At 53.1% G+C, this 19,369-nt stretch carries 16 protein-coding genes; 12 read left to right on the top strand and 4 right to left on the bottom strand.

All coding sequences use genetic code 11. The features are described from left to right. Positions 1 to 82 precede the first annotated feature (82 nt). The 5 genes from WC562_08420 to WC562_08400 all read left to right on the top strand — a co-directional run bounded on the left by WC562_08420 (position 83) and on the right by WC562_08400 (position 4,492). Positions 83 to 517: a TIGR03067 domain-containing protein gene (locus WC562_08420; GenBank protein ID MFA5056172.1), complete on the top strand. Its 435-nt coding sequence runs from the start codon at positions 83 to 85 to the stop codon at positions 515 to 517. Between the two features lie 141 nt (positions 518 to 658). Further along, a complete protein-coding gene (gene argF, locus WC562_08415) occupies positions 659 to 1,552 on the top strand; it encodes an ornithine carbamoyltransferase (protein MFA5056171.1) in 894 nt (297 codons plus the stop codon). Further along, positions 1,549 to 2,862, top strand: a complete 1,314-nt coding sequence (gene der, locus WC562_08410) for a ribosome biogenesis GTPase Der (protein ID MFA5056170.1) — start codon at positions 1,549 to 1,551, stop codon at positions 2,860 to 2,862. Before argF ends, der begins: the two co-directional genes overlap by 4 nt. Further along, the gene (gene plsY, locus WC562_08405; GenBank protein MFA5056169.1) at positions 2,859 to 3,497 is read left to right on the top strand and encodes a glycerol-3-phosphate 1-O-acyltransferase PlsY; all 639 of its coding nucleotides are present in this window, start codon (positions 2,859 to 2,861) and stop codon (positions 3,495 to 3,497) included. The genes der and plsY overlap by 4 nt, the downstream gene beginning before the upstream one ends. Continuing rightward, positions 3,494 to 4,492, top strand: coding sequence for an NAD(P)H-dependent glycerol-3-phosphate dehydrogenase (locus WC562_08400; GenBank protein ID MFA5056168.1), 999 nt, complete (start codon positions 3,494 to 3,496; stop codon positions 4,490 to 4,492). The genes plsY and WC562_08400 overlap by 4 nt, the downstream gene beginning before the upstream one ends. Positions 4,493 to 4,512: 20 nt before the next feature. Here the strand turns inward: WC562_08400 and WC562_08395 are convergent, their stop codons facing one another. From WC562_08395 to dnaJ, 3 genes are read right to left on the bottom strand one after another with little or no spacing between them, the layout of a single operon-like run. Then, the gene (locus WC562_08395; protein MFA5056167.1) at positions 4,513 to 5,457 is read right to left on the bottom strand and encodes a DUF5050 domain-containing protein; all 945 of its coding nucleotides are present in this window, start codon (positions 5,455 to 5,457) and stop codon (positions 4,513 to 4,515) included. 60 nt (positions 5,458 to 5,517) lie between these two features. Then, entirely contained in the window at positions 5,518 to 6,264 is a 747-nt protein-coding gene (locus tag WC562_08390; GenBank protein ID MFA5056166.1) for an RsmE family RNA methyltransferase, read from the bottom strand. Between the two features lie 23 nt (positions 6,265 to 6,287). After that, on the bottom strand, positions 6,288 to 7,418 hold the full coding sequence (dnaJ, locus tag WC562_08385; GenBank protein ID MFA5056165.1) for a molecular chaperone DnaJ: 1,131 nt from the start codon (positions 7,416 to 7,418) through the stop codon (positions 6,288 to 6,290). Between the two features lie 173 nt (positions 7,419 to 7,591). On the opposite strand from dnaJ, the gene hrcA reads away from it, so the two are divergent. The 7 genes from hrcA to WC562_08350 all read left to right on the top strand — a co-directional run bounded on the left by hrcA (position 7,592) and on the right by WC562_08350 (position 15,534). Beyond that, positions 7,592 to 8,614, top strand: a complete 1,023-nt coding sequence (gene hrcA, locus WC562_08380; GenBank protein ID MFA5056164.1) for a heat-inducible transcriptional repressor HrcA — start codon at positions 7,592 to 7,594, stop codon at positions 8,612 to 8,614. Positions 8,615 to 8,625: 11 nt separating this feature from the next. Then, positions 8,626 to 9,237, top strand: a complete 612-nt coding sequence (locus WC562_08375) for a nucleotide exchange factor GrpE (GenBank protein MFA5056163.1) — start codon at positions 8,626 to 8,628, stop codon at positions 9,235 to 9,237. A 48-nt stretch (positions 9,238 to 9,285) separates the two neighbouring features. Next, positions 9,286 to 11,205, top strand: coding sequence for a molecular chaperone DnaK (dnaK, locus tag WC562_08370; protein ID MFA5056162.1), 1,920 nt, complete (start codon positions 9,286 to 9,288; stop codon positions 11,203 to 11,205). Positions 11,206 to 11,355: 150 nt separating this feature from the next. Continuing rightward, positions 11,356 to 12,339, top strand: a complete 984-nt coding sequence (locus WC562_08365; protein ID MFA5056161.1) for a beta-ketoacyl-ACP synthase III — start codon at positions 11,356 to 11,358, stop codon at positions 12,337 to 12,339. Between the two features lie 188 nt (positions 12,340 to 12,527). Then, a complete protein-coding gene (locus WC562_08360) occupies positions 12,528 to 13,496 on the top strand; it encodes a biotin--[acetyl-CoA-carboxylase] ligase (protein MFA5056160.1) in 969 nt (322 codons plus the stop codon). 9 nt (positions 13,497 to 13,505) lie between these two features. Then, positions 13,506 to 14,882 carry a sodium:solute symporter family protein gene (locus WC562_08355; GenBank protein MFA5056159.1) on the top strand — a complete coding sequence of 459 codons (1,377 nt, stop codon included), beginning with the start codon at positions 13,506 to 13,508 and terminating at the stop codon, positions 14,880 to 14,882. Position 14,883: 1 nt separating this feature from the next. After that, positions 14,884 to 15,534, top strand: a complete 651-nt coding sequence (locus tag WC562_08350; protein ID MFA5056158.1) for an MBL fold metallo-hydrolase — start codon at positions 14,884 to 14,886, stop codon at positions 15,532 to 15,534. Positions 15,535 to 16,000: 466 nt separating this feature from the next. On the opposite strand, the gene WC562_08345 is transcribed toward WC562_08350, so the two are convergent. After that, positions 16,001 to 19,147, bottom strand: coding sequence for a hypothetical protein (locus WC562_08345; protein ID MFA5056157.1), 3,147 nt, complete (start codon positions 19,145 to 19,147; stop codon positions 16,001 to 16,003). Positions 19,148 to 19,369: the final 222 nt, after the last annotated feature.

Raw genomic sequence — 19,369 nt, 5'->3', positions numbered from 1 at the left:
GGTGTTCTTCACCTTCAATAAGCACTACCTCATTCGGCGATGTAAAGAACGCAACGCCGAGCAAAAAAAGAAGGGGTATTAAATGAAGAAATTCTTTCTTTCCATCATTCCTGTTTTGATAATAACCATTGTCATCGTCGGGTGTGGATCGAGCGACACATCTTCGTCAGGCAATACTGAATTGCAGGGGACATGGGTCGGGATCTTAACCGAGACATGCTATACACCTCCGTGTAGAACATACGATATTACGTTTACCTTTAACGGTGATGATTTAGCGGTAACAAACAATGGGAAAGATATTTCAGGGACATTTACTCTTAATACCGTAGCCAATCCCAAGACGATCGACTTTTACATTGTCACAGATGAATATGGTCCTGAGTACGAAGGAAAAACTGCAATGGGCATCTATCAGCTCAATGGTTCAAATCTGGAGCTCGCACTAGGAGAAGCGGGCGGTGTTAGACCGACATCATTTGCCGAGGATAACTCGATTATTCTTATCAAGCAATAAGTGAAAATCCATCTCGGATTTTTATAACGCGTTATATTATGCTACATAGGGGCGCAACATGCTGTGCCCCTACCTTTTTCCCCGCTTGTTCTAGTTTTAAATTCAAATATGATATACTAGTCCCATTCAAGGAACGGAAACATGAAAGACTTAATATCCATAGCCGATTTGTCATCCAAAGACATACAGGGACTGATAGACAGCGCCATCGAGCTTAAGCGCAAGCGCATCGGCAAACAGCTTGCAGGCAAGACGCTGGCGTTGATCTTCGAGAAGCCTTCGCTGCGCACGCGCGTCAGCTTTGACGTAGGCATGTACGAACTGGGCGGGCACTCGATATATCTGTCACCCGCCGAGATAGGGCTGGGGAAGCGCGAGCCGGTTGAGGACGTGGCCGCGGTGCTCTCGCGCTATGTTCACGGCATCATGGCCCGCACCTTCTCTCATGATACAGTCGTGCAACTGGCGAAATATGCGACCGTACCCGTGATCAACGGCCTATCCGATGAGGAGCACCCGTGCCAGATACTGGCCGATCTGCAGACTATCTACGAGAAAAAGGGGGCGCTGAAGGGATTGTCCGTAGCTTATATCGGCGATGCCAACAACTGCGCCAACAGCCTGCTCCTGGCCTGCGCCATCACGGGCATGGAGTTTCGCATCGCCTGCCCCGCCGGATATGCTCCGTCGAAAGCGATGTTGCTCAAGGCCAAAGGGAAGAAGGGCCGCGTTGTAATCACAGACGATCCGAAAAAGGCGGTTAGCGGCGCCGACGTTATATATACCGATGTGTGGACCAGCATGGGTCAGGAAGAGGAGTCGGCGAAACGCCGCAAGGATTTCTCCGGCTACCAGGTGAACGGCAAGCTGATAGCCGTCGCCAAGAAAGACGTGATACTCATGCATCCGCTTCCGGCGCACTACGGCGAGGAGGTCGCCGCGGGCATGCTGAGGAATCCGCACTCGGTAGTTTTCGACCAGGCGGAGAACCGCCTCCATATGCAGAAGGCAATACTTGTAAAGCTGATGAAATGACCAAGCCTATAGTCGCCATCATAGGACGGCCCAACGTAGGCAAGTCCACACTGTTCAACCGCCTGGTGGGAAGGCGGGTGGCCATCGTCGAGGACGAGCCCGGCACCACCCGCGACCGCCTCTATGCCGACATCTCATGGAAGGAAAAATCTTTTTCCCTAATCGACACCGGCGGCCTTCTAGCCGACCCTTCGACCAGTATCGAGCAACTTATTAAACATCAGGTGGTAACCGCGATCGAGGAAGCCGATGTCATCATATTCGTTATCGATGTTCTGGATGGCATTACTGTAGTCGACAAGGATCTGGCCGAGTTGCTGCGGCGCAGCGGCAAGCCGCTGGTGCTGGCCGCGAACAAGGCCGATAACGAGCAGCGGGGCTACAGCGCGGCCCAGTTCTACGAACTTGCTCTGGGCGACCCCGTTCCTATCAGCGCCTATCACGGCACGGGCATCCACGACCTGATAGACGCGGTCGCTAAGCATCTGCCCGAGGTTCACTCCGAGGCGGAACAGGCCGTGATGAAAATAGCCATCGTGGGCCGGCCCAACGTCGGTAAATCGATGCTGCTGAACGCCATCCTGGGCAAGGAGCGCGTCATCGTATCGGACAAGCCCGGCACGACCAGGGACGCCATCGACACGATGTTCGAATGGAACGGCGAGCGCGTATTGCTCATCGACACGGCGGGCATACGGCGGCGCGGGCGCATAGACAGGGGCATTGAGCGCTACAGCGTTGACAGGGCATCGCAAGCCATCGAGCGCTCCGATATCACTATCCTCGTGACAGAGGCTACGGACCTGCTGGCGGCTCAGGACCTGCACATCGCCGGCTTCGTATCCGAGGCATACAAAGGCATGGTGGTTGTAGTTAACAAATGGGACCTTGTCGAAGACACGGCCGAAAGGCGGCAGTATGTCGCCGACATCCGCAGCAAACTGAAATTCATGCCCGATGTGCCCATAGTTTTCATCTCCGCGCTGCACGGCAGAGGGATAAAGAATGTCCTTAAAGCCGCACGGGAAGTCTACGCGGAGAGATGCAAGCGCATCCCTACGGCTTATCTCAATAACGCCGTCCGTGACATGGTCGCCGCGCATTCCCCTCCTTCGGTCAGGGGCAGAAAGCTCAACATCACCTACACGACCCAAGCGGAGATCAATCCTCCGACCTTCGTTTTCTCGATAAACGATAAGTCGCTACTGCATTTCTCGTATGAAAGATATCTGGAAAACCAGCTGAGGCGGAGCTTTGGATTCAGGGGCACTCCGTTGAAACTTGTCTTCAAACAGAAGGGAGGACAATGATCGCACTGCAATTTATCGGCATGGTGGTCATAGGATATCTTGTGGGAGCGATACCGTTCGGCGTTATCATAGGCAAGATGACGCGCGGAATCGACGTGCGCGAATACGGCAGCGGCAGCATGGGCATGACCAACGTCATGCGCACGGTCGGGGCCAAGGCCGGACTGATCGTCTTAATCTTCGACGTATTTAAGGGGGCCGGGGTCGTAGCCCTGGCGTGGGCTGTCTTTTATTCGGCCAATCATGACATGGTGTACTGGGGCCAGATGGCGGGGGGAGCTTCCGCCGTTATCGGCCATAGCTGGCCGATCTACATCGGCTTCAGGGGCGGAAAGGGCATAGCTACGGCGGCGGGGGCCATCCTGGTTTTATCATGGCAGGTTGGTCTAATATGTCTGGCAGTGTTTCTGCTGATGGCGCTGGCCTTCCGCTACATATCTTTGGGCTCTATAATTGCGGCGATTGCGCTGGTAGTGTCTATGGTTGTATTCTTTACATGTTATTCGGGGCCCGCCGCTTACATGGCGTTCTCTCTGGTTGTCGCTCCCATAGTCATATTCCGCCACCGCGGCAATATAAAGAGGCTGCTGGCGGGAACCGAGTCAAAGATCGGGCAGAAGGTTAAAGTGAAATGAAGGTTGCCGTCATCGGTACAACGAGCTGGGGCACAACCCTTGCCATCATTATAGCGAGGAAAGGCATCGATGTGGCTTTGCTGGGCTTCACGCCTGAGGAGGCGGAGAAGCTGGCGGCTGAGCGCGAGAACGCGGATAGGTTGCCCGGCGTGCGTTTTCCGCCGTCGCTGTCGGTTTTCGGCGGCATAGACGAGGTTTTGCGGAACGCGTCGCTCATCTTTATCGCGGTTCCCTCGCAGGACATGCGCAGAAATATACAGCAGGCTAAGGGACACATTGCATTGAAGACCACTATAGTCAGCTGCTCCAAGGGCTTCGAGTTGGACTCTACCAAGCGGATGACGGAGGTCATCATCGATGAGCTGGGAGTGGAATATAAGCCGTATGTGTGCGCCCTCTCCGGCCCGAATCTGTCCAAGGAGATAGCAAACGGCCTTCCCGCCGCGAGCGTGGTAGCTGGCTACGACATGAAATCGGCGGAGGAGGCTCGAAGCGCACTGAATTCCCCTTCGTTTCAGGTCTATACCAGCGGCGATGTGGTCGGAGTAGAGCTGGGCGGCACGCTGAAGAACATAGTAGCGCTGGGCGCCGGCATGGTGGACGGGCTGGGCTACGGCAACAACGCGAAGGCCGCATACATGGCGCACGGGCTCAGCGAGATTGCGAGCCTGGGAGTCGCGCTGGGCGCCAATCCTGTCACTTTCCTCGGCCTGTCCGGTCTGGGCGACCTACTGGCCACATGCGACAGCACGCTGAGCCGCAATCACACCCTTGGTGAGGGGATGGCCCGCGGACGTTCGATGAAAGAGATGGTCGAATCCATGGGCAGCACCGTCGAAGGAGTGCCCACAACGGCTGCCGCGCTCAAGATAGCTAGAGGGCTCGGCGTCGAAATGCCCATTACCGAGCGAATCTACAAGGTTCTTTACAATGGACTCAGCCCCGCGAAGGCCATGGCCGAGCTGATAGGCGAATTACAACCTTTGTCTGACTGAGTCACTATGCAACGAGTGAACTATTGCCACCAGCGCGGAAAGGTCTCGTTGTAATACTCGTAGGTTAGTCTGGTTACACTAGTACCGTCAGCGTCCATAATATATATATCGGGATCGCCCTCGCGGTCTGATGAGAACGCTATCTTGCCGCCATCAGGTGACCAGCAGGGATGAGCATCCCAGGAATATGGACTATCGGTCAGATTTGTGACGTCAGTACCATCAAGGTTCATAACATATATTTCGTAATCGCCTGTGCGCTCGGACATAAAAATAACCCTATCCTCATTAGGCGATATACTAGCGTACATATCGCTACCTGAACTGTTTGTGAGGCGTACCTGGTTTGACCCGTCATCGCTCATAACATACACTTCATAGTCGCCGTCACGGTCGGAGGAGAATACAACCAAATTGCCAGCGGGTGACCAAGATGGCAAAGCATCGTTAGTAGAGTTATTCGTGAGACGTTCTAATTCTAAACCATCAAAATTTATAGTATAGATTTCATAGTTACCATCGCGGTCAGAAAAGAATATAATTTTGTTGCCGTCCGGCGACCACCATGGAGCCGATTCATTTGCTGAATGATTCGTGAGGTTTATCTGATTTGACCCATCTTCATTCATTACATATATTTCCCAGTTTCCATCCCGCATTGAAGTAAAGGCAATGCGTTTACCATCAGTCGACCAAGCTGGCGCCACATTGCTGCCAGATGTATTTGTCAAATTGGTAATATTCCAATTGTCATCTAACATGAGATAGATTTCTTGGTCGACAATTGCACTTGAGACGAAAGCTATCTTCCCTTCTATTTTGTGAAAATTTGTTTTATGCATCGCAATGAAGACCACGCCGGTAATAATAGATAAGAGCAATATAGTTAAAGCAATCTCACTTTTTCGATTTGAACTTCTTATCTTGATACGTCCGTATGATTGCTTAATGTTAGTTTCTCCCACATAATATTTTGTCTATACTAACATATTAGTTTTTTATTTGTACTAGCATTTTGTAGCTATTCATTCTGTCATACTTAAAATATTTAAAGTAGGTCTATCCAATTCACCCCATTCGTAAAGAATCACCGTCGCCGCAACCAGGCCCGCCGTTTCCGCCCGCAATGTATTCGGTCCCAGAGTGGCCTCTTTCACGCCATGTCTTCGCGCCGATTCCAATTCGTCGTCTGTGAAGCCGCCCTCCGGCCCGATTAATATATTGACGTTAGCCGTCGGACGAATTATTTCCCTTAAACTTAACGAGGCGGAACCTGTGCTAGCAATTATGGACAGTCCACGCGCCGAACGTATTGCGTCCTCAAAAGATGCGGTCGACTTCAATGCGGGCGGTACACTCCTGCCGGACTGCTCCGTCGCCTCTTTAATGACCTTCTCCCAGCGCTGTATCTTGTTCGCGCCGGGCTTCCCGGCAACGCACCGACAGCACATAATCGGCACGAACTCGGTGACCCCTATCTCAGTGCACTTCTGCAGGACGAACTCGAAGCGGTCTGATTTCAATAGCGCCTGATATAGAGTGATTTTGACTGCCGTCTCGACGCGCTCTCTTGTCGATTCGATAGTGCCTGCGATGCGGTCCTTCTTCACGCTATCGAGTACGACCGTATACTCTAAACCTTCGTCATTGAATACCACGATCCGTGCGCCCTTCCGCAGCCTAAGCACGTCTCTGATCTGGTGAACAACTTCGCCTTTAAGGACGACGCTTTCAGCGTCAATGCAATGCCTGTCTATAAGAAAGCGCTGCATCTTATCGGTTCCCCCGGCGGATTTCAAGATTCGAACGCATCTTTGATACGATTGAAGAACCCCTTGCCCTTCTTCGGCATCGTGGCCGGGCCCATTGTCTTTGCCAGTTCACTCAGCAGCTTCTTCTGCTCGTTTGTCAACGACTCAGGGGTGACGACATATATCGCTACCATCTGGTCGCCGCGGCCCCCACCCCGCAGGTGAGGAACCCCTTTCCCCTTCAGTTGGATGACCCTGCCGGACTGGGTCCCGGGCGGGATTTTAAGCGGCGCCGTGCCGTCCAGAGTCGGTATCTCTATCTCATCGCCCAGAGCCGCTTGAGGAAAAGTTATCGGGACTTCGTAAAGGATATCGTCATCGTGGCGTTTGAACAGCTTATGCTCTTTTACGGAGATATTTATGAATAGATTGCCTGGCCTGCCGCCGTTCCTTCCCGCATCCCCCTCACCGCTCATGCGGATTTGAGAGCCTTCATCCACGCCGGCCGGTATGGATACGGATATGCGGCGCGTTTTCTCTTCGTACTTAGACCCGTTGCAATGAGTGCAAGGATCGGATGTTACCTGCCCGCTACCGCCGCAGCGCAGACATATTGTGACATTCACGAACTGGCCGAAAAAACTGCGCTGTACCTGGCGCACTTCGCCGGAGCCGTTACATTCTGGGCATTTAATCGGATTGCTGCCCGGTTTGCATCCGTTGCCGTGGCACTTTGAACAGGCCTCGGTTCGATGTACCTCGATCTCCTTTTCGCAGCCAAAGGCCGCTTCTTCAAAATCGATAGTTATATGATGGCGGATATCTCCGCCACGCTGCGGCCCGCTCCTGCTCCGCCTGCCTCCGGTGCCGCCGAAGAACGTCTCGAAGATATCGCCGAAGCCTCCACTAAAGCCGCTAAATATATCGCCGTCAAAGCCTTTACCGAACGTATCACCGGCATGTCCGAAACGGTCATAGGTTTCCCTCCGTTCCGGATCCGAGAGAACTTCATATGCCTCATTAATTTCTTTAAACTTTTCTGCAGCGCCGTTATCATTGTTCTTGTCGGGATGGTATTGATGGGCAAGCTTTCTGAACGCCTTCTTGATCTCCTCGGCAGAACATGTCTTGGAAACGCCTAAGACTTCGTAATAATCCCTCTTTTTCGTAGCCATTTTATCTACAACCTAACTTCTAATTATAAGTCCCGTGTCATCTCATTACAAGTTTACTATCATCGGGCCGACTGCCGAATTGAATAATAATGCCACTTGACAAATCCCGAGGAAAGGTAGTAGATTAGATATAGTTAGCACTCGGAAGGTGAGAGTGCTAATCGGTGATAAAAATGCTGACGGAACGATCTGCAAACATATTGAAGATTATCGTAGACGAGTACGTGCGTACGGCTCTGCCTATCGGCTCCGAGACTATCGCGCACAAATACAATCTGGGTGTCAGCCCGGCGACTATAAGAAATGAGATAGCGCGCCTGGAACGTGACGGATATGTTCTCAGAAGGCATATTTCCGGAGGCAGTGTCCCTTCGGACAGGGGGTACCGGTATTACGTCGAGCATTTGATGCAGAAGACTGACATATCTACAGACGAGCAGCTTATGGTATCGCATCTGTTCCATCAAGTGGAACGCGAGCTGGAACAGTGGACGCGCCTGGCTGCGGCGCTGCTTGCGCGAATGGCGAACAACCTGGCGCTGGTCACGTTTCCTAAAGCTATGCATTCCAGTTTCGCGCGCGTGGAGCTCGTATCGTTGCAGGAATCGACGGCGCTTCTCATACTGCTTCTGCAGGAGGCGAGGCTCAAACATCAGCTTATCGCTTTCGACAGGGCTCTGACGCAGGAAGATCTGAATGCCGTCTCCCGCGAACTGAACGATCTGCTCTCCGGCCTGACGTGGTCTCAGATACTGTCCTATAAGGGAGAGCTGACCCCGCTGGCCGCCGATGTGAAAAAGACAATAGCCGAGATAATGGCGGATGAGGACAAGAGAAGTTATGAAGAGCCTTATATCGAAGGGCTGAGAAACATAGTTATACAGCCGGAGTTCTCGGATAGCAGGGAGATTATCGGTATAGTGGACGTGCTGGAGAACAAGGGCGCCCTGAAAGCGCTGTTGCCGGAAGTGCCTAACTGGGACGGAGTTCATGTGGTCATCGGTGGGGAGAACAGGGAGGATACGATGCGGGGCTGCAGCATGGTTCTAACACTTTACGGCATCCCGGGCGAGGTAAAGGGAGCGCTCGGCATCATCGGACCGACGCGCATGGAATATGGCAGGGCGGTGTCCTCGGTGCGTTATCTGAGTTCTGTGATGACAAACCTCGTCGGCGATTTGCATAAAGGCAGGTAGCGGATATATTCATGAATGCGAAAATGGATGACAACCGTATTACACCGGAAGACGAGGACGAGGTCACTCAGCCGTCCGATGCCGGCTATGATGGAGAGAAACCGGCGGAACCGGGGGAAATCGAGGACATGGAGACGCTTAGAAAAGCCCTAGTAGATGAGGGAGCTAAGGCGGAGCAGTACCTTTCGAACTGGCAAAGGTCTCAGGCCGACTTCGCCAATTATAAGAGGCGCACGGAGCAGGAAAGAGGGGATGTTATCAAGCTGGCCAACGCCGGCCTGATTCTGAACCTGCTGTCGGTGGTAGATGACCTGGAACGGGCTCTGGATCATGTCTCGGGCAAGCTCGCCGCGTCCAAGTGGGTGGACGGAATAATTCTCATCTATCGCAAGTTCATGGCAATACTCGAGGCCAACGGCGTGAGCGAGATCAAGGCGCTGGGCGAGCAGTTCGATCCATGCCTGCATGAGGCCGCGGCGCACGTCGACGGAGAGGAAGGAAAAGTCGTCACGGTTATCCAGAAGGGATACATGCTTAACGACAGGGTGCTCCGTCCGGCTATGGTGAGCGTAGGCAACGGCTATAGTTCCGACTCGAGCGATGATGACGATAAAGAGGAATAAGACGTTTATTGTGAAAGAAGCAATTTTTCATATCATGGAGGTGCAGAAATGGGAAAGGTAATAGGGATAGACCTGGGAACAACTATGAGCGAGGTGGCGGTAATGGAGGGCGGGGAGCCGACGATAATCACCAACGCCGAGGGCTCGCGTCTCACGCCGTCCATTGTAGCCGTGAGTAAATCGGGCGAGAGACTCGTAGGCCAGATAGCGAAACGCCAGGCTATCACAAACCCGGAGAATACGGTTTATAGCATTAAGCGTTTCATGGGGCGCAAATTCGGGGAACCGCCGGGTCGCGAACTGCCAGTGGAAGAAGATGCGCGACGCAAGGCGTATAAGGTAACCAATGGCCCGAATAATGAGGTCCGGGTATTGATGGGAGGCAAAGAGTACAGCCCTCCGGAGATCTCGGCCATGATATTGCAGAAGCTGAAACAGGACGCCGAGGCATACCTGGGCGAAAAGGTGAGCGAGGCCGTCATCACCGTTCCCGCATATTTCAACGACAGTCAGAGGCAGGCCACCAAGGACGCCGGTGAGATCGCCGGGCTCAAGGTGCTGCGTATAATCAACGAACCCACCGCCGCGGCGCTGGCGTACGGGCTGGATAAGAAAAAGGATGAAACTGTGATCGTTTATGACCTGGGCGGCGGCACATTCGACGTGTCGGTGCTGGAGCTTGGCGAGGGCACGTTCCAGGTTAAATCGACCAGCGGCGACACGCATCTCGGCGGCGACGATTTCGACCAGCGCGTGATGGATTGGCTCTGCGATGAGTTTAAAAAGGATCAGGGTATAGACCTGAGGCAGGATAAGATGGCGCTGCAGCGGCTGAAAGAGGCCGCGGAGAAGGCCAAGTGCGAGCTTTCCACAGTGATGCAGACCGAGGTCAGCCTGCCGTTCATAACGGCCGACGCGACCGGGCCCAGGCATTTAAATATAACGCTGACCAGGGCCAAGCTGGAGCAGCTTGTAATGGAGCTGGTGGAAAAGACCGCCGGTCCCTGCAAGCAGGCGCTTTCTGATGCGGGGCTCTCGGCGAGCCAGATACACGAGGTGATACTCGTCGGCGGCCAGACCAGGATGCCGCTGGTACAGCAGAAGGTCAAGGAGCTATTCGGCAAGGAGCCCAACAAGGGCGTCAATCCCGATGAGGTCGTGGCCATGGGCGCGGCGATTCAGGGCGGCGTGCTCAAGGGCGAGGTCAGCGATGTGCTGCTCCTCGATGTGACGCCGCTGACGCTGGGCATCGAGACGCTGGGCGGCGTGATGACGCCGCTTATACCGCGGAACACCACTATACCGACGGCCAAGAGCCAGATATTCTCGACGGCGTCCGACGGGCAGACCAGCGTGGAGATACACGTCCTGCAGGGCGAACGCTCCATGGCTAACGATAATAAGACGCTGGGGCGTTTCATGCTCGATGGGATAGTGCCGGCTCCGCGCGGCATGCCTCAGATAGAGGTTTCCTTCGATATCGATGCTAACGGTATCGTCAGCGTCAAGGCGCACGACAAAGGCACCGGAAAAGAGCAGAAGATAGTTATAACCGCGTCCAGCGGTCTCTCCAAGGATGAGATAGATAAGATGAAGCGCGAGGCCGATGCGCATGCCTCCGAGGACGCGAAGAAGCGTGAAGAGGTAGAGACTAAGAATACCGCCGACACCGTGGCCTATCAAGCCGAGAAGACCCTGAAGGAGCAGGGAGACAAGATACCCGCGGATATGAAGCAGAGAGCCGAGGACAAGGTAAAGGCTGTTCGCGACGCTATCAATGCTAACAATATCGAGGATATGAAGAGAACCATGCAGGAGCTCTCGGATGTACTGCAACAGATAGGCACTACGCTTTACCAGCAGGGCGCCGGTCAGCAGCAGGGACCGGAGGCCGGGGCGCCGCCTCCTCCGGGCGGTGACAAACCTCCGGATGACGGTACTGTGGAGGGCGAGTTCCGAGAGGTTTAGTCCGGTATATAATGTCTGAGCGCCCTCGTTTTTATGGATAGATGATTGAGTAGGGTCACGGTGCGCCGTGACCCTGCTTGGTTTGTTCGTATTGACGGCATAATAGCGCTTTGATATACTTCAGGCAGCTTGGAAAAGGATAGAATTTAAATGGCTTACGCAAGGATTACAGGGTGGGGGAAATATCTGCCGGAACGCGTCATGAAGAACAGCGATCTGGAAAAGATAGTGGAGACTTCGGATGAATGGATCGTTTCCCGGACCGGAATAAGGGAACGACATATCGTCGGCGATGAGGAAGCCACTTCGACTATGGCGGTCATTGCCGGCAAAAAAGCCCTTGAGATGGCGCATCTTAGCCCCGACGCCCTTGATATGGTCATCCTGGCCACCTGCAGCCCGGACAGGATAGTTCCGGCATCGGCGGCATACGTTCAGCATGCTCTGGGAGCAGGCAAGGCTGCCGCCTTCGACACGATGGCCGGTTGCAGCGGTTCGCTGTATGCCCTTATTACGGCCTATCAGTTTATCTCCTCGGGGGCTTATAAGAATATACTTGTTATCGGCAGCGAATCTCTTACCCGCGCCATCGACTGGACCGATCGTTCCACCTGCGTGCTCTTCGGAGATGGCGCCGGGGCCGTTTTGGTGCAGGCCAACGATAAATCGACAGATATGCTCAGCTTTGTGCTCGGCAATGACGGCGGCGGCGCGGACCTGCTTTACGCTCCGGGTCCCTGCGGCAAGCGTATAGATGCGACCAGCAACGGGCATTACTACCTGCATATGGATGGCAGTGAAGTATTCAGGTTTGCGGTAAATAAACTTGTTGATGTAGCGAAGCAGGTGGTAGCCGCCGCAGGACTTAAGATATCCGATATTGATTTGCTTATCCCGCATCAGGCCAATCAGCGTATCACTAAAGCCGCGATGAAGACATTACATCTTTCCAACGAGAAGGTTTTCATGAATCTCGACCGCTATGGTAACCTTTCAGCGGCCTCTGAGATGGTTGCCTTGTGTGAGGCAGCGGAGCAGGGCAGGCTCAAGGACGGTGATCTGGTAGTCCTGGTTGCCTTCGGCGCCGGGCTGTCTTGGGCCGCTATGGCACTGCGCTGGCAGCCGAACGGATAGACAACAATATTCTTCGTTCCTCCCTCTTTTTGTTTTATTAACGCTATCGCCGATTAAGCTTTCGTCGAGTTTTGTAAATCTATTGTCAACCATAATAATAAACTTGGTTGACAAGCGTTCGTTTGCTCGTTTAAAGTATCAGGAGTCATATCTTCGGTGAAGCGACAGGAAAGGCTCGCGCTTGGCCTATGAATAAAAAGGAAATTCTGGAGCGGTTACGGCAGGGAACCCCCGTCTCGGGAGAGGAACTGGGCAGGGCCATCGGCATATCACGAACGGCTGTGTGGAAACACATTAACGAACTAAAGCGGCAGGGATACGTCATCGATTCCGTTCCTGGCAGAGGTTATCACTTTATCGGCGCGCCTGACGACTTGCTCCCCGAAGAGATCGCGTACGGTCTCAAGACGCAAATTATGGGCCAACGAATCGTCTATGAGGGAGAAGCTCCGTCGACGCAGGCGATCGCAAAAGCTCTGGCATCTCAGGGCGCTGCTGAAGGCACAATCGTTGTCGCCGAGACGCAGAGCGGCGGCCGCGGCAGGGTGGGAAGGCCGTGGTCCTCACCTCGCGGCGGGATATACTTCTCGATTATCCTGCGGCCGGACATAAATCCGGGCGAGGCGCTGCGTTTACCGCTGGTCGCAGGCGTTGCAGTGGCTCAGGCGATAAAACGCGAAATAAATCTCGAACCGAGGCTGAAGTGGCCCAACGACATCATGATCGAAACAAAGAAGGTCGGCGGGATTCTTACCGAGATGAGCGCTGAGCCGGACCGCCTGGACTGGGTCATCATAGGGATAGGCCTGAATGTAAATACACCACACGATTCATTTTCACAGGAAGTCGAAGAAAGCGCAATTTCGCTGATGGAGGCTGCCGGCAGGGAAATCCCCCGCGTCAAGCTTCTCCAGGCCATCCTGGTCGAATTTGAATCGCTTTACGGCAGTCTGGCCGGGCGCGGCTTCGAGCCGATTCGTGCTGTATGGAAGGCTTTAAGCAATACCATCGGCGCGCATGTAGTGGTAACACTGCCGTCGGGTCAAATCAAAGGTCTGGCCGAAGATATCGACTCCGACGGAGCGTTGATTCTAAAGAAAGCTGATGGCGCCGTTGAGAGAATCGTCGCGGGTGTGATCAAATTGAGAAAACTATAGGAGCGGACAATGCTGGATGCGGCCATAATAGTACTGTACTTTGCAATCATAATAGCCATCGGTTTTCACGCATACAGGAAGAGGCGAGCCTCGGACAGCAACGGCTTCTTCGTGGCGGGCCGCAGCGGGGGCGTTCTGCTCATAGCCGGCTCTCTCTGCGCCACTTTCATGGGATCATCAGTAGTAATCGGGATGGTGGGAAGCGGCTATTCGATGGGACTTCCCGGCGCATGGTGGCTCCTTGTAGGAGCCATCGGTCTGGTAATCCTGGGCCTGTTCCTGGCCAAAAAGGTGCGTAAAATCGGCCTCTATACACTGCCGGAGCTGGTCGAGAAACAATACGGCAGCAAGGCGGGTCTCATCGCCTCACTAGTTATAGCAGTGTCATGGATCGCCATTTGCGCGGCGCAGATAATCGCTGCCGGCAAGGTGTTGAACGTGCTTGTTCCTTCATGGGATCTCAACGCACTGATGGCTATATGCGCCACCGTTTTCGTCATCTATACCGTTCTGGGCGGACAATACTCCATCATCCGCACGGATTTCTTCCAGTTCGGCATCCTGATTATAGGAATGCTGGTGACGATGGGTTTTGTATTGAGCGAGGCGGGAGGAATCGGCGGGCTTAAGGCCGCTCTTCCGCCAGCGCACTTCTCTTTCCCCGTAAACGAAAACTTCGGATGGTACGACCTGGTTCTCTACTTGATTTTAACGGGCTCCGTCTATGTGGTCGGCCCTGATATGTATTCAAGGCTATTTTGCGCCCGTGATGAGAAGGTAGCCCGAAAAGCAGCCTTATCGGCTGCGGGCATGGCTATTCCCATAGCCTTCGTAATCGTTCTCATCGGTATAGGAGCCGCGGCGTTGTATCCAAATATCGCACCCGAGCAGGCCTTTCCCACAGTAATTCAGAATCTGCTGCCGGTAGGAGTGAGCGGACTGGTGATAGCGGCCCTGCTCGCGGCGCTGATGTCGTCCGCCGACACTGTGATATTAACGACAAGCGCTATACTGGGCGTCGATGTATATGGTAAAGCTTTCCCTCATGCCAATGAACGACGGAAGCTGATAGTTTCGAAGATTTGCGTAATTGTTATAGGAGTGTTCGCACTGCTTGTGGCTATGCACATGAAAGGGATTATCAACACCCTCTTGTATTCCTACACCATCTTCACCAGCGGCATAGTAATACCTGTAGTGGCCGGCTTCTATAAGGATAAGCTCAGGGTAAATTCGTGGGGGGCGCTGGCGGCTATAGCGGGCGGGGGCGGAACGGCGCTGGGCATCAAGCTGGCGGGAGTGCAGAATCTTGAACTGCTCGGATTCGGAGTTTGTGCTATACTTTTATTCAGCGTAAGCTGGCTCACAGGAGGGATGAAGAAATAAGATGGAAATCACATGGCTGGGGCATTCATGTTTCAAAATCAAGGGTAAAAAAGTTACGGTGATAACGGATCCGTATGACGATTCCATCGGCTATACGATGGGAGAGCAGAAGGCCGACATCGTCACGCTGAGCCATTTTCATCTCGGCCATTGCTGCGTCAAGAGCATCTCGGGTTCGCCCAGGGTCATCAGCAGTCCCGGTGAATACGATGTGTCCGGCGTAGCGATAAAGGGCATAAGGTCTTTCCACGACGCGGTGAAGGGCGAGGAGCGGGGCAAGAATATCATTTATCTTATCGATATAGACGGTGTCAGGATCTGCCATCTGGGAGACCTGGGCCATGTGCTGGACGCGGAAAAGGCATCCGACCTGTCCGATGTGGATATCCTGATGATTCCAGTAGGCGGTTCATCAACCATCGGCGCGTCGGACGCGGCTGAGATGGCCAGGCTGCTTGAGCCTAAGGTTGTAATCCCCATGCATTACAAGACGGACGCCGTTGTTAGATCAGAGATGGACTCAATCGACAAGTTCCGCAAAGAGATGGGCGTTAAACCCGAGGTCCAGCCGGAAAGGAAGCTGGTGATAGGCAAATCCGGCCTGCCGCAGGAAGCTCAGGTTTTTATTATGGACTATCAGTCTGCGGGTTAGATACGGTTCTGAACCTACCAATCGATTTTTCTCCAGCCCCCGGATGCGGGGGCTTTTTATTTAAGGCTGATGGAATTTGAGAAGTCGAACCGAACATCCTGCAATATGGGAACTCTAACCCGACATTTACAAGTCATTGCGAGGAACGCGACCATGTATTCTTATTTCTTATGATGGAAGCATGAGCGGCAATCCAGCCGACGCTTCGACTCGGCTCCATATGATAACGGAGATTGCTTCGTCCTTCCATATATCAAACTTCATGGAAGGGCTCGCAATGACATTTAGGATACGGATAAATAAGAATAGACGCACAGGTCTGTCCTTACACGTGCGAAAGCCGTATACAGAGACTGGAGCGGCATAACTTATCCATGAGAACGGGATTGGGATATAAATTAAAAAGAGCCCCTCGCGGTTGCGAGGGGCTCTTTACTATCTGGTTATGAGTCTAAGCGCAAAGCGCTTAAACAGGCCGTCTGGTCCTGATGATAAGCACTACAACGCCTACCAGGAGAACCGCGCTGAGCGCGATCACTACCCAGACCCATACCGGAGTGCCTTCCTCTTCTTCTTCCTCTATTACAAGTGTAGTGAAGGTTCCGGTATCGCTCCAGGGCGATGCCGTACCGGTATCTTCATTGATAGCACGAACCTTCCAGCAGTAGTTGGTGCCCTGATGTAATGCCTGCGTAATCGAGTAGCAGGTATCGGTTCCAAGTGCGCTGGAGCCGGTCAGGTTAACTATCGGACTCGACCAGTCGCAGTTCTTGGCCACCATCAGTTCGTATCCGGTGCATTCGACAGTGCTGGTCCACGTCAGCGTCGGGGTTAGCGGGATATCGTTGTGTGAGTCCTCCGCCCCCGGATACGTGACGATAGGTTTGGAGCTGGCAGGACCCAGCGGTGTGGTGAATGTCCAGACATCCGACCACTGGCTGACGATGGGCTCTACCGCCCTGACACGCCAGTAGTACTGCTCACCCAGGAACAGCTGGATGGTAGCTTGAGTTCCCTCAACCGTATCGTCTTCTACGGCAATGCTCCCGAATCCCGTATCGTATGCTACCTGATATTCATACGTCGTTGCCTTGGGCATCTCTTCCCATCTGAGGCTCAGAAGTGCCATGGCGTTTCCTTGAAGGATTGTGCCCGCAGCGGTAGCGCCGTCGGCGGGAGATATCAGGGTAGGCTTTATCAGGGTATCGATGTAAGCCCAGAGCTCGGTGTTACCAGCTCCGCCTATGGCGAATACGTATGTCTGTGTAGGAGCTGTCTCAAGGTCTAACCACAGGTTCGATGTTAACCCATTCACAGCATATTCGAAGGGAGACTCGCCACCGGGCAAGATATCATCAATCGGGGCTGTTGGATTTACCTGGCGGATGGCTGCTGTTTGGTATAGAGGAAGGGCAGCAGGCCAGAAAGCAACGCCACCATCAGCTACCGCCCAGAGTATGCCGTTGCCATCGCATGCAATGGACAGAATGTCTTCTGCATCGTATATCTGCTCCCAGTCGTCTCCGCCATTGGCGTCTATTCTCCAGACGCCCTGTGTAGCAGCGCTGCCGTTAACTCCGGCATAAATCATGCCGTTGTCATCATAATTGGTATCGAATGCCAAACGCACCTCATCTCCGGCTACGCCGGGGCTGTCGCCTACCTGGGTGAAGGAGAAGTCCGTCTCCCAGTTCTGACAGATGAAGACATCGCCTGCATCGGTGCCGACAATCACGGTGGTATCATTCCAGAGCTGCAGGTCTATCACATTTCCGGTAATGTTGTTGCCATCTTCCTGTATCCAGTGGGCACCCATATCCGTTGTTTTCCAAACCTTGTCTGAGTTGGCAACAATGAGAGTTTTATTGTCAATTACCTTCCAAGCATCCACTGGCAGGGGATTATTGTCTCCATCGGAAGGAGCCCTGAGCGTTGATGCCCACAAATTACCTTCGTCGGTCGTTCTTGCGATGATGTTGGTATCATCATAAGGCGCTATAGGCTTTTGTGGCCCCGTAACGAACATGGACGGCTCATCTGGATAGTAAGCCGGGATCTCTATTTTGTCTATTGCCACTCCCGGCAACGGAATCTGCAGAGTCATACCAAGAATGAGGTCCCACTTGGATCCGCCGTCCTTTGTCTCCCACAGCAGTCCAAAGTCGTTGATACCCAATGGAAGATCTACCACATCATCTCTTGTTACCATGAACAAAGTACTATCGGTATCGTATCTTGGTGACGGCACCACATCCTCAATCTCATCGATGTCATGGTCGAGAAGGCCGCGTCCGTTCCACGTAGTACCTTGCGTTATGCTTACATATAAACCGCTGAATGACGTGGGCTGGTAACCTCCTAAGGATGGACGGTTTATGTAGCCATTACTGCAATACGCCTTTTCGCTATCTTCGAAGTCTGGTGCCATAACTACTATTGGCCCGCAGAATACAAACCACATGCCTGACGGCGGCTTGTAACATTGCAGCCATGATTCTCCTCCGTTTTGGCTGTAATGAGCCTGGGCCTTCCATTCGCTCATCGGCCCTTCATTATTCAAAGCAGTAAGTCCCACAATAATGAAAGCAGAGGACGATGCACCTGATACAGCGATACTGTTGACATCCGTTTCGGTGTTTTCGCCCCTGATATCAAGGTCCTCGACATTTGAAGTTGCTATGGTTCCCATTACGAGGTCAACACGAAACGCGTCGCCCGCTTCGATCGCCCCTGTTGCAAAGTCAAGCGCTTCAAGCCCTACAAATACCGATGGCTGGGAGTTATAGTCTTCAGGGAATGCTATACTGGCCGTGCTGGCAACAATGGGACCAAGATCAGGGTTATCAAACACCCCGTCCTGAATATACGAGCCCCAGTTGTTGACCGAGATATCGCTTTCAGCCCTGATCTTCGTGGTAGTGCCATCCGTTATTATGGCAAATATCGTTCCGTCTTCGCCATACTCTGGCGAAAACGCTACGGCAAGGACATTTACCGCGAAACCATCACCAACATACTGTTCTTCCCAGCCGCTGAAGCCGCTTAACAGCCAAACATCCGTGGTCGTTCCCAGAACATAGGTAGGATCGCCATCATTGTCGAGGGATACGTCCATGCTGGTAATTGTTCCTGTCCCGTTGAAAACCATTGATTCAAACGCAGTACCGCGATTTGCAGAATAGTAAGCGTCATCCGTTGTTGCTACAACCACTACACCGTCATCCATCCAGTCGGGAGAGGTTTTAATAGCTACGATTTGCTCCGTAGGATCAACATCAGCCGAGTTAGAGTAGCCGGTGTTTTTCCATGTGTAGCCGTCGTCAACCGACTTAAAGACGTACCAGTAACCGGTCATCAATGTTGGTAAAGACGCGTTGGTAGTCACATACACAGCAACAAAAAGAGTCCCGCCATCAGGCGAGACCGCCATAGCTCCGACATCGGTGCCCGGAGCCAATTGCATATCATCTGTACCGGGGATAGTAATCTGTGTCCACTTCTGAGTTCCTGCAGAGACAACGCTTGTACTGGATAGAGAGAACGTCGCTGCAAACGAAAACACCAGAAGGAGAGACATGATCACCCCGAATACCTTTATTCTTTTTCCTTCCATTTCTCCTTCCTTTCTTAAGGAACCTATACGCCCCCCGTCCTTATTTGTCCGGGATCGGTAGTCCGCGAGGGGGGGCAGATTCCTCGTGGTCCTTATCCACCAGTCGATTCACTCTATAGGCATCTCCTCCTTTCAATCTATCAAATAGCAAGCATGAGCAGGGGGCCTCCCCAACTCACATTATGTCACTTAAAGTATTCTCATTAAGAAAAATACACAATT

Source organism: Dehalococcoidia bacterium, from assembly GCA_041649635.1.
In the GTDB taxonomy this organism is placed as follows: Bacteria; Chloroflexota; Dehalococcoidia; order E44-bin15; family E44-bin15; genus JAYEHL01.
Note: the sequence above shows the minus strand (reverse complement) of the source record. Positions and strands in the feature narration are given on the sequence as shown.

Bases quoted from the DNA above. Each gene is read 5' to 3' on its own strand.
- WC562_08420 (MFA5056172.1), top strand. From the start codon at position 83: ATGAAGAAATTCTTTCTTTCCATCATTCCTGTTTTGATAATAACCATT.
- WC562_08355 (MFA5056159.1), top strand. From the start codon at position 13,506: ATGCTGGATGCGGCCATAATAGTACTGTACTTTGCAATCATAATAGCC.
- WC562_08375 (MFA5056163.1), top strand. From the start codon at position 8,626: ATGAATGCGAAAATGGATGACAACCGTATTACACCGGAAGACGAGGAC.
- plsY (MFA5056169.1), top strand. From the start codon at position 2,859: ATGATCGCACTGCAATTTATCGGCATGGTGGTCATAGGATATCTTGTG.
- der (MFA5056170.1), top strand. From the start codon at position 1,549: ATGACCAAGCCTATAGTCGCCATCATAGGACGGCCCAACGTAGGCAAG.
- WC562_08365 (MFA5056161.1), top strand. From the start codon at position 11,356: ATGGCTTACGCAAGGATTACAGGGTGGGGGAAATATCTGCCGGAACGC.
- WC562_08390 (MFA5056166.1), bottom strand. From the start codon at position 6,264: ATGCAGCGCTTTCTTATAGACAGGCATTGCATTGACGCTGAAAGCGTC.
- WC562_08400 (MFA5056168.1), top strand. From the start codon at position 3,494: ATGAAGGTTGCCGTCATCGGTACAACGAGCTGGGGCACAACCCTTGCC.
- WC562_08345 (MFA5056157.1), bottom strand. From the start codon at position 19,147: ATGGAAGGAAAAAGAATAAAGGTATTCGGGGTGATCATGTCTCTCCTT.
- dnaK (MFA5056162.1), top strand. From the start codon at position 9,286: ATGGGAAAGGTAATAGGGATAGACCTGGGAACAACTATGAGCGAGGTG.
- WC562_08360 (MFA5056160.1), top strand. From the start codon at position 12,528: ATGAATAAAAAGGAAATTCTGGAGCGGTTACGGCAGGGAACCCCCGTC.
- hrcA (MFA5056164.1), top strand. From the start codon at position 7,592: ATGCTGACGGAACGATCTGCAAACATATTGAAGATTATCGTAGACGAG.
- WC562_08350 (MFA5056158.1), top strand. From the start codon at position 14,884: ATGGAAATCACATGGCTGGGGCATTCATGTTTCAAAATCAAGGGTAAA.
- argF (MFA5056171.1), top strand. From the start codon at position 659: ATGAAAGACTTAATATCCATAGCCGATTTGTCATCCAAAGACATACAG.
- dnaJ (MFA5056165.1), bottom strand. From the start codon at position 7,418: ATGGCTACGAAAAAGAGGGATTATTACGAAGTCTTAGGCGTTTCCAAG.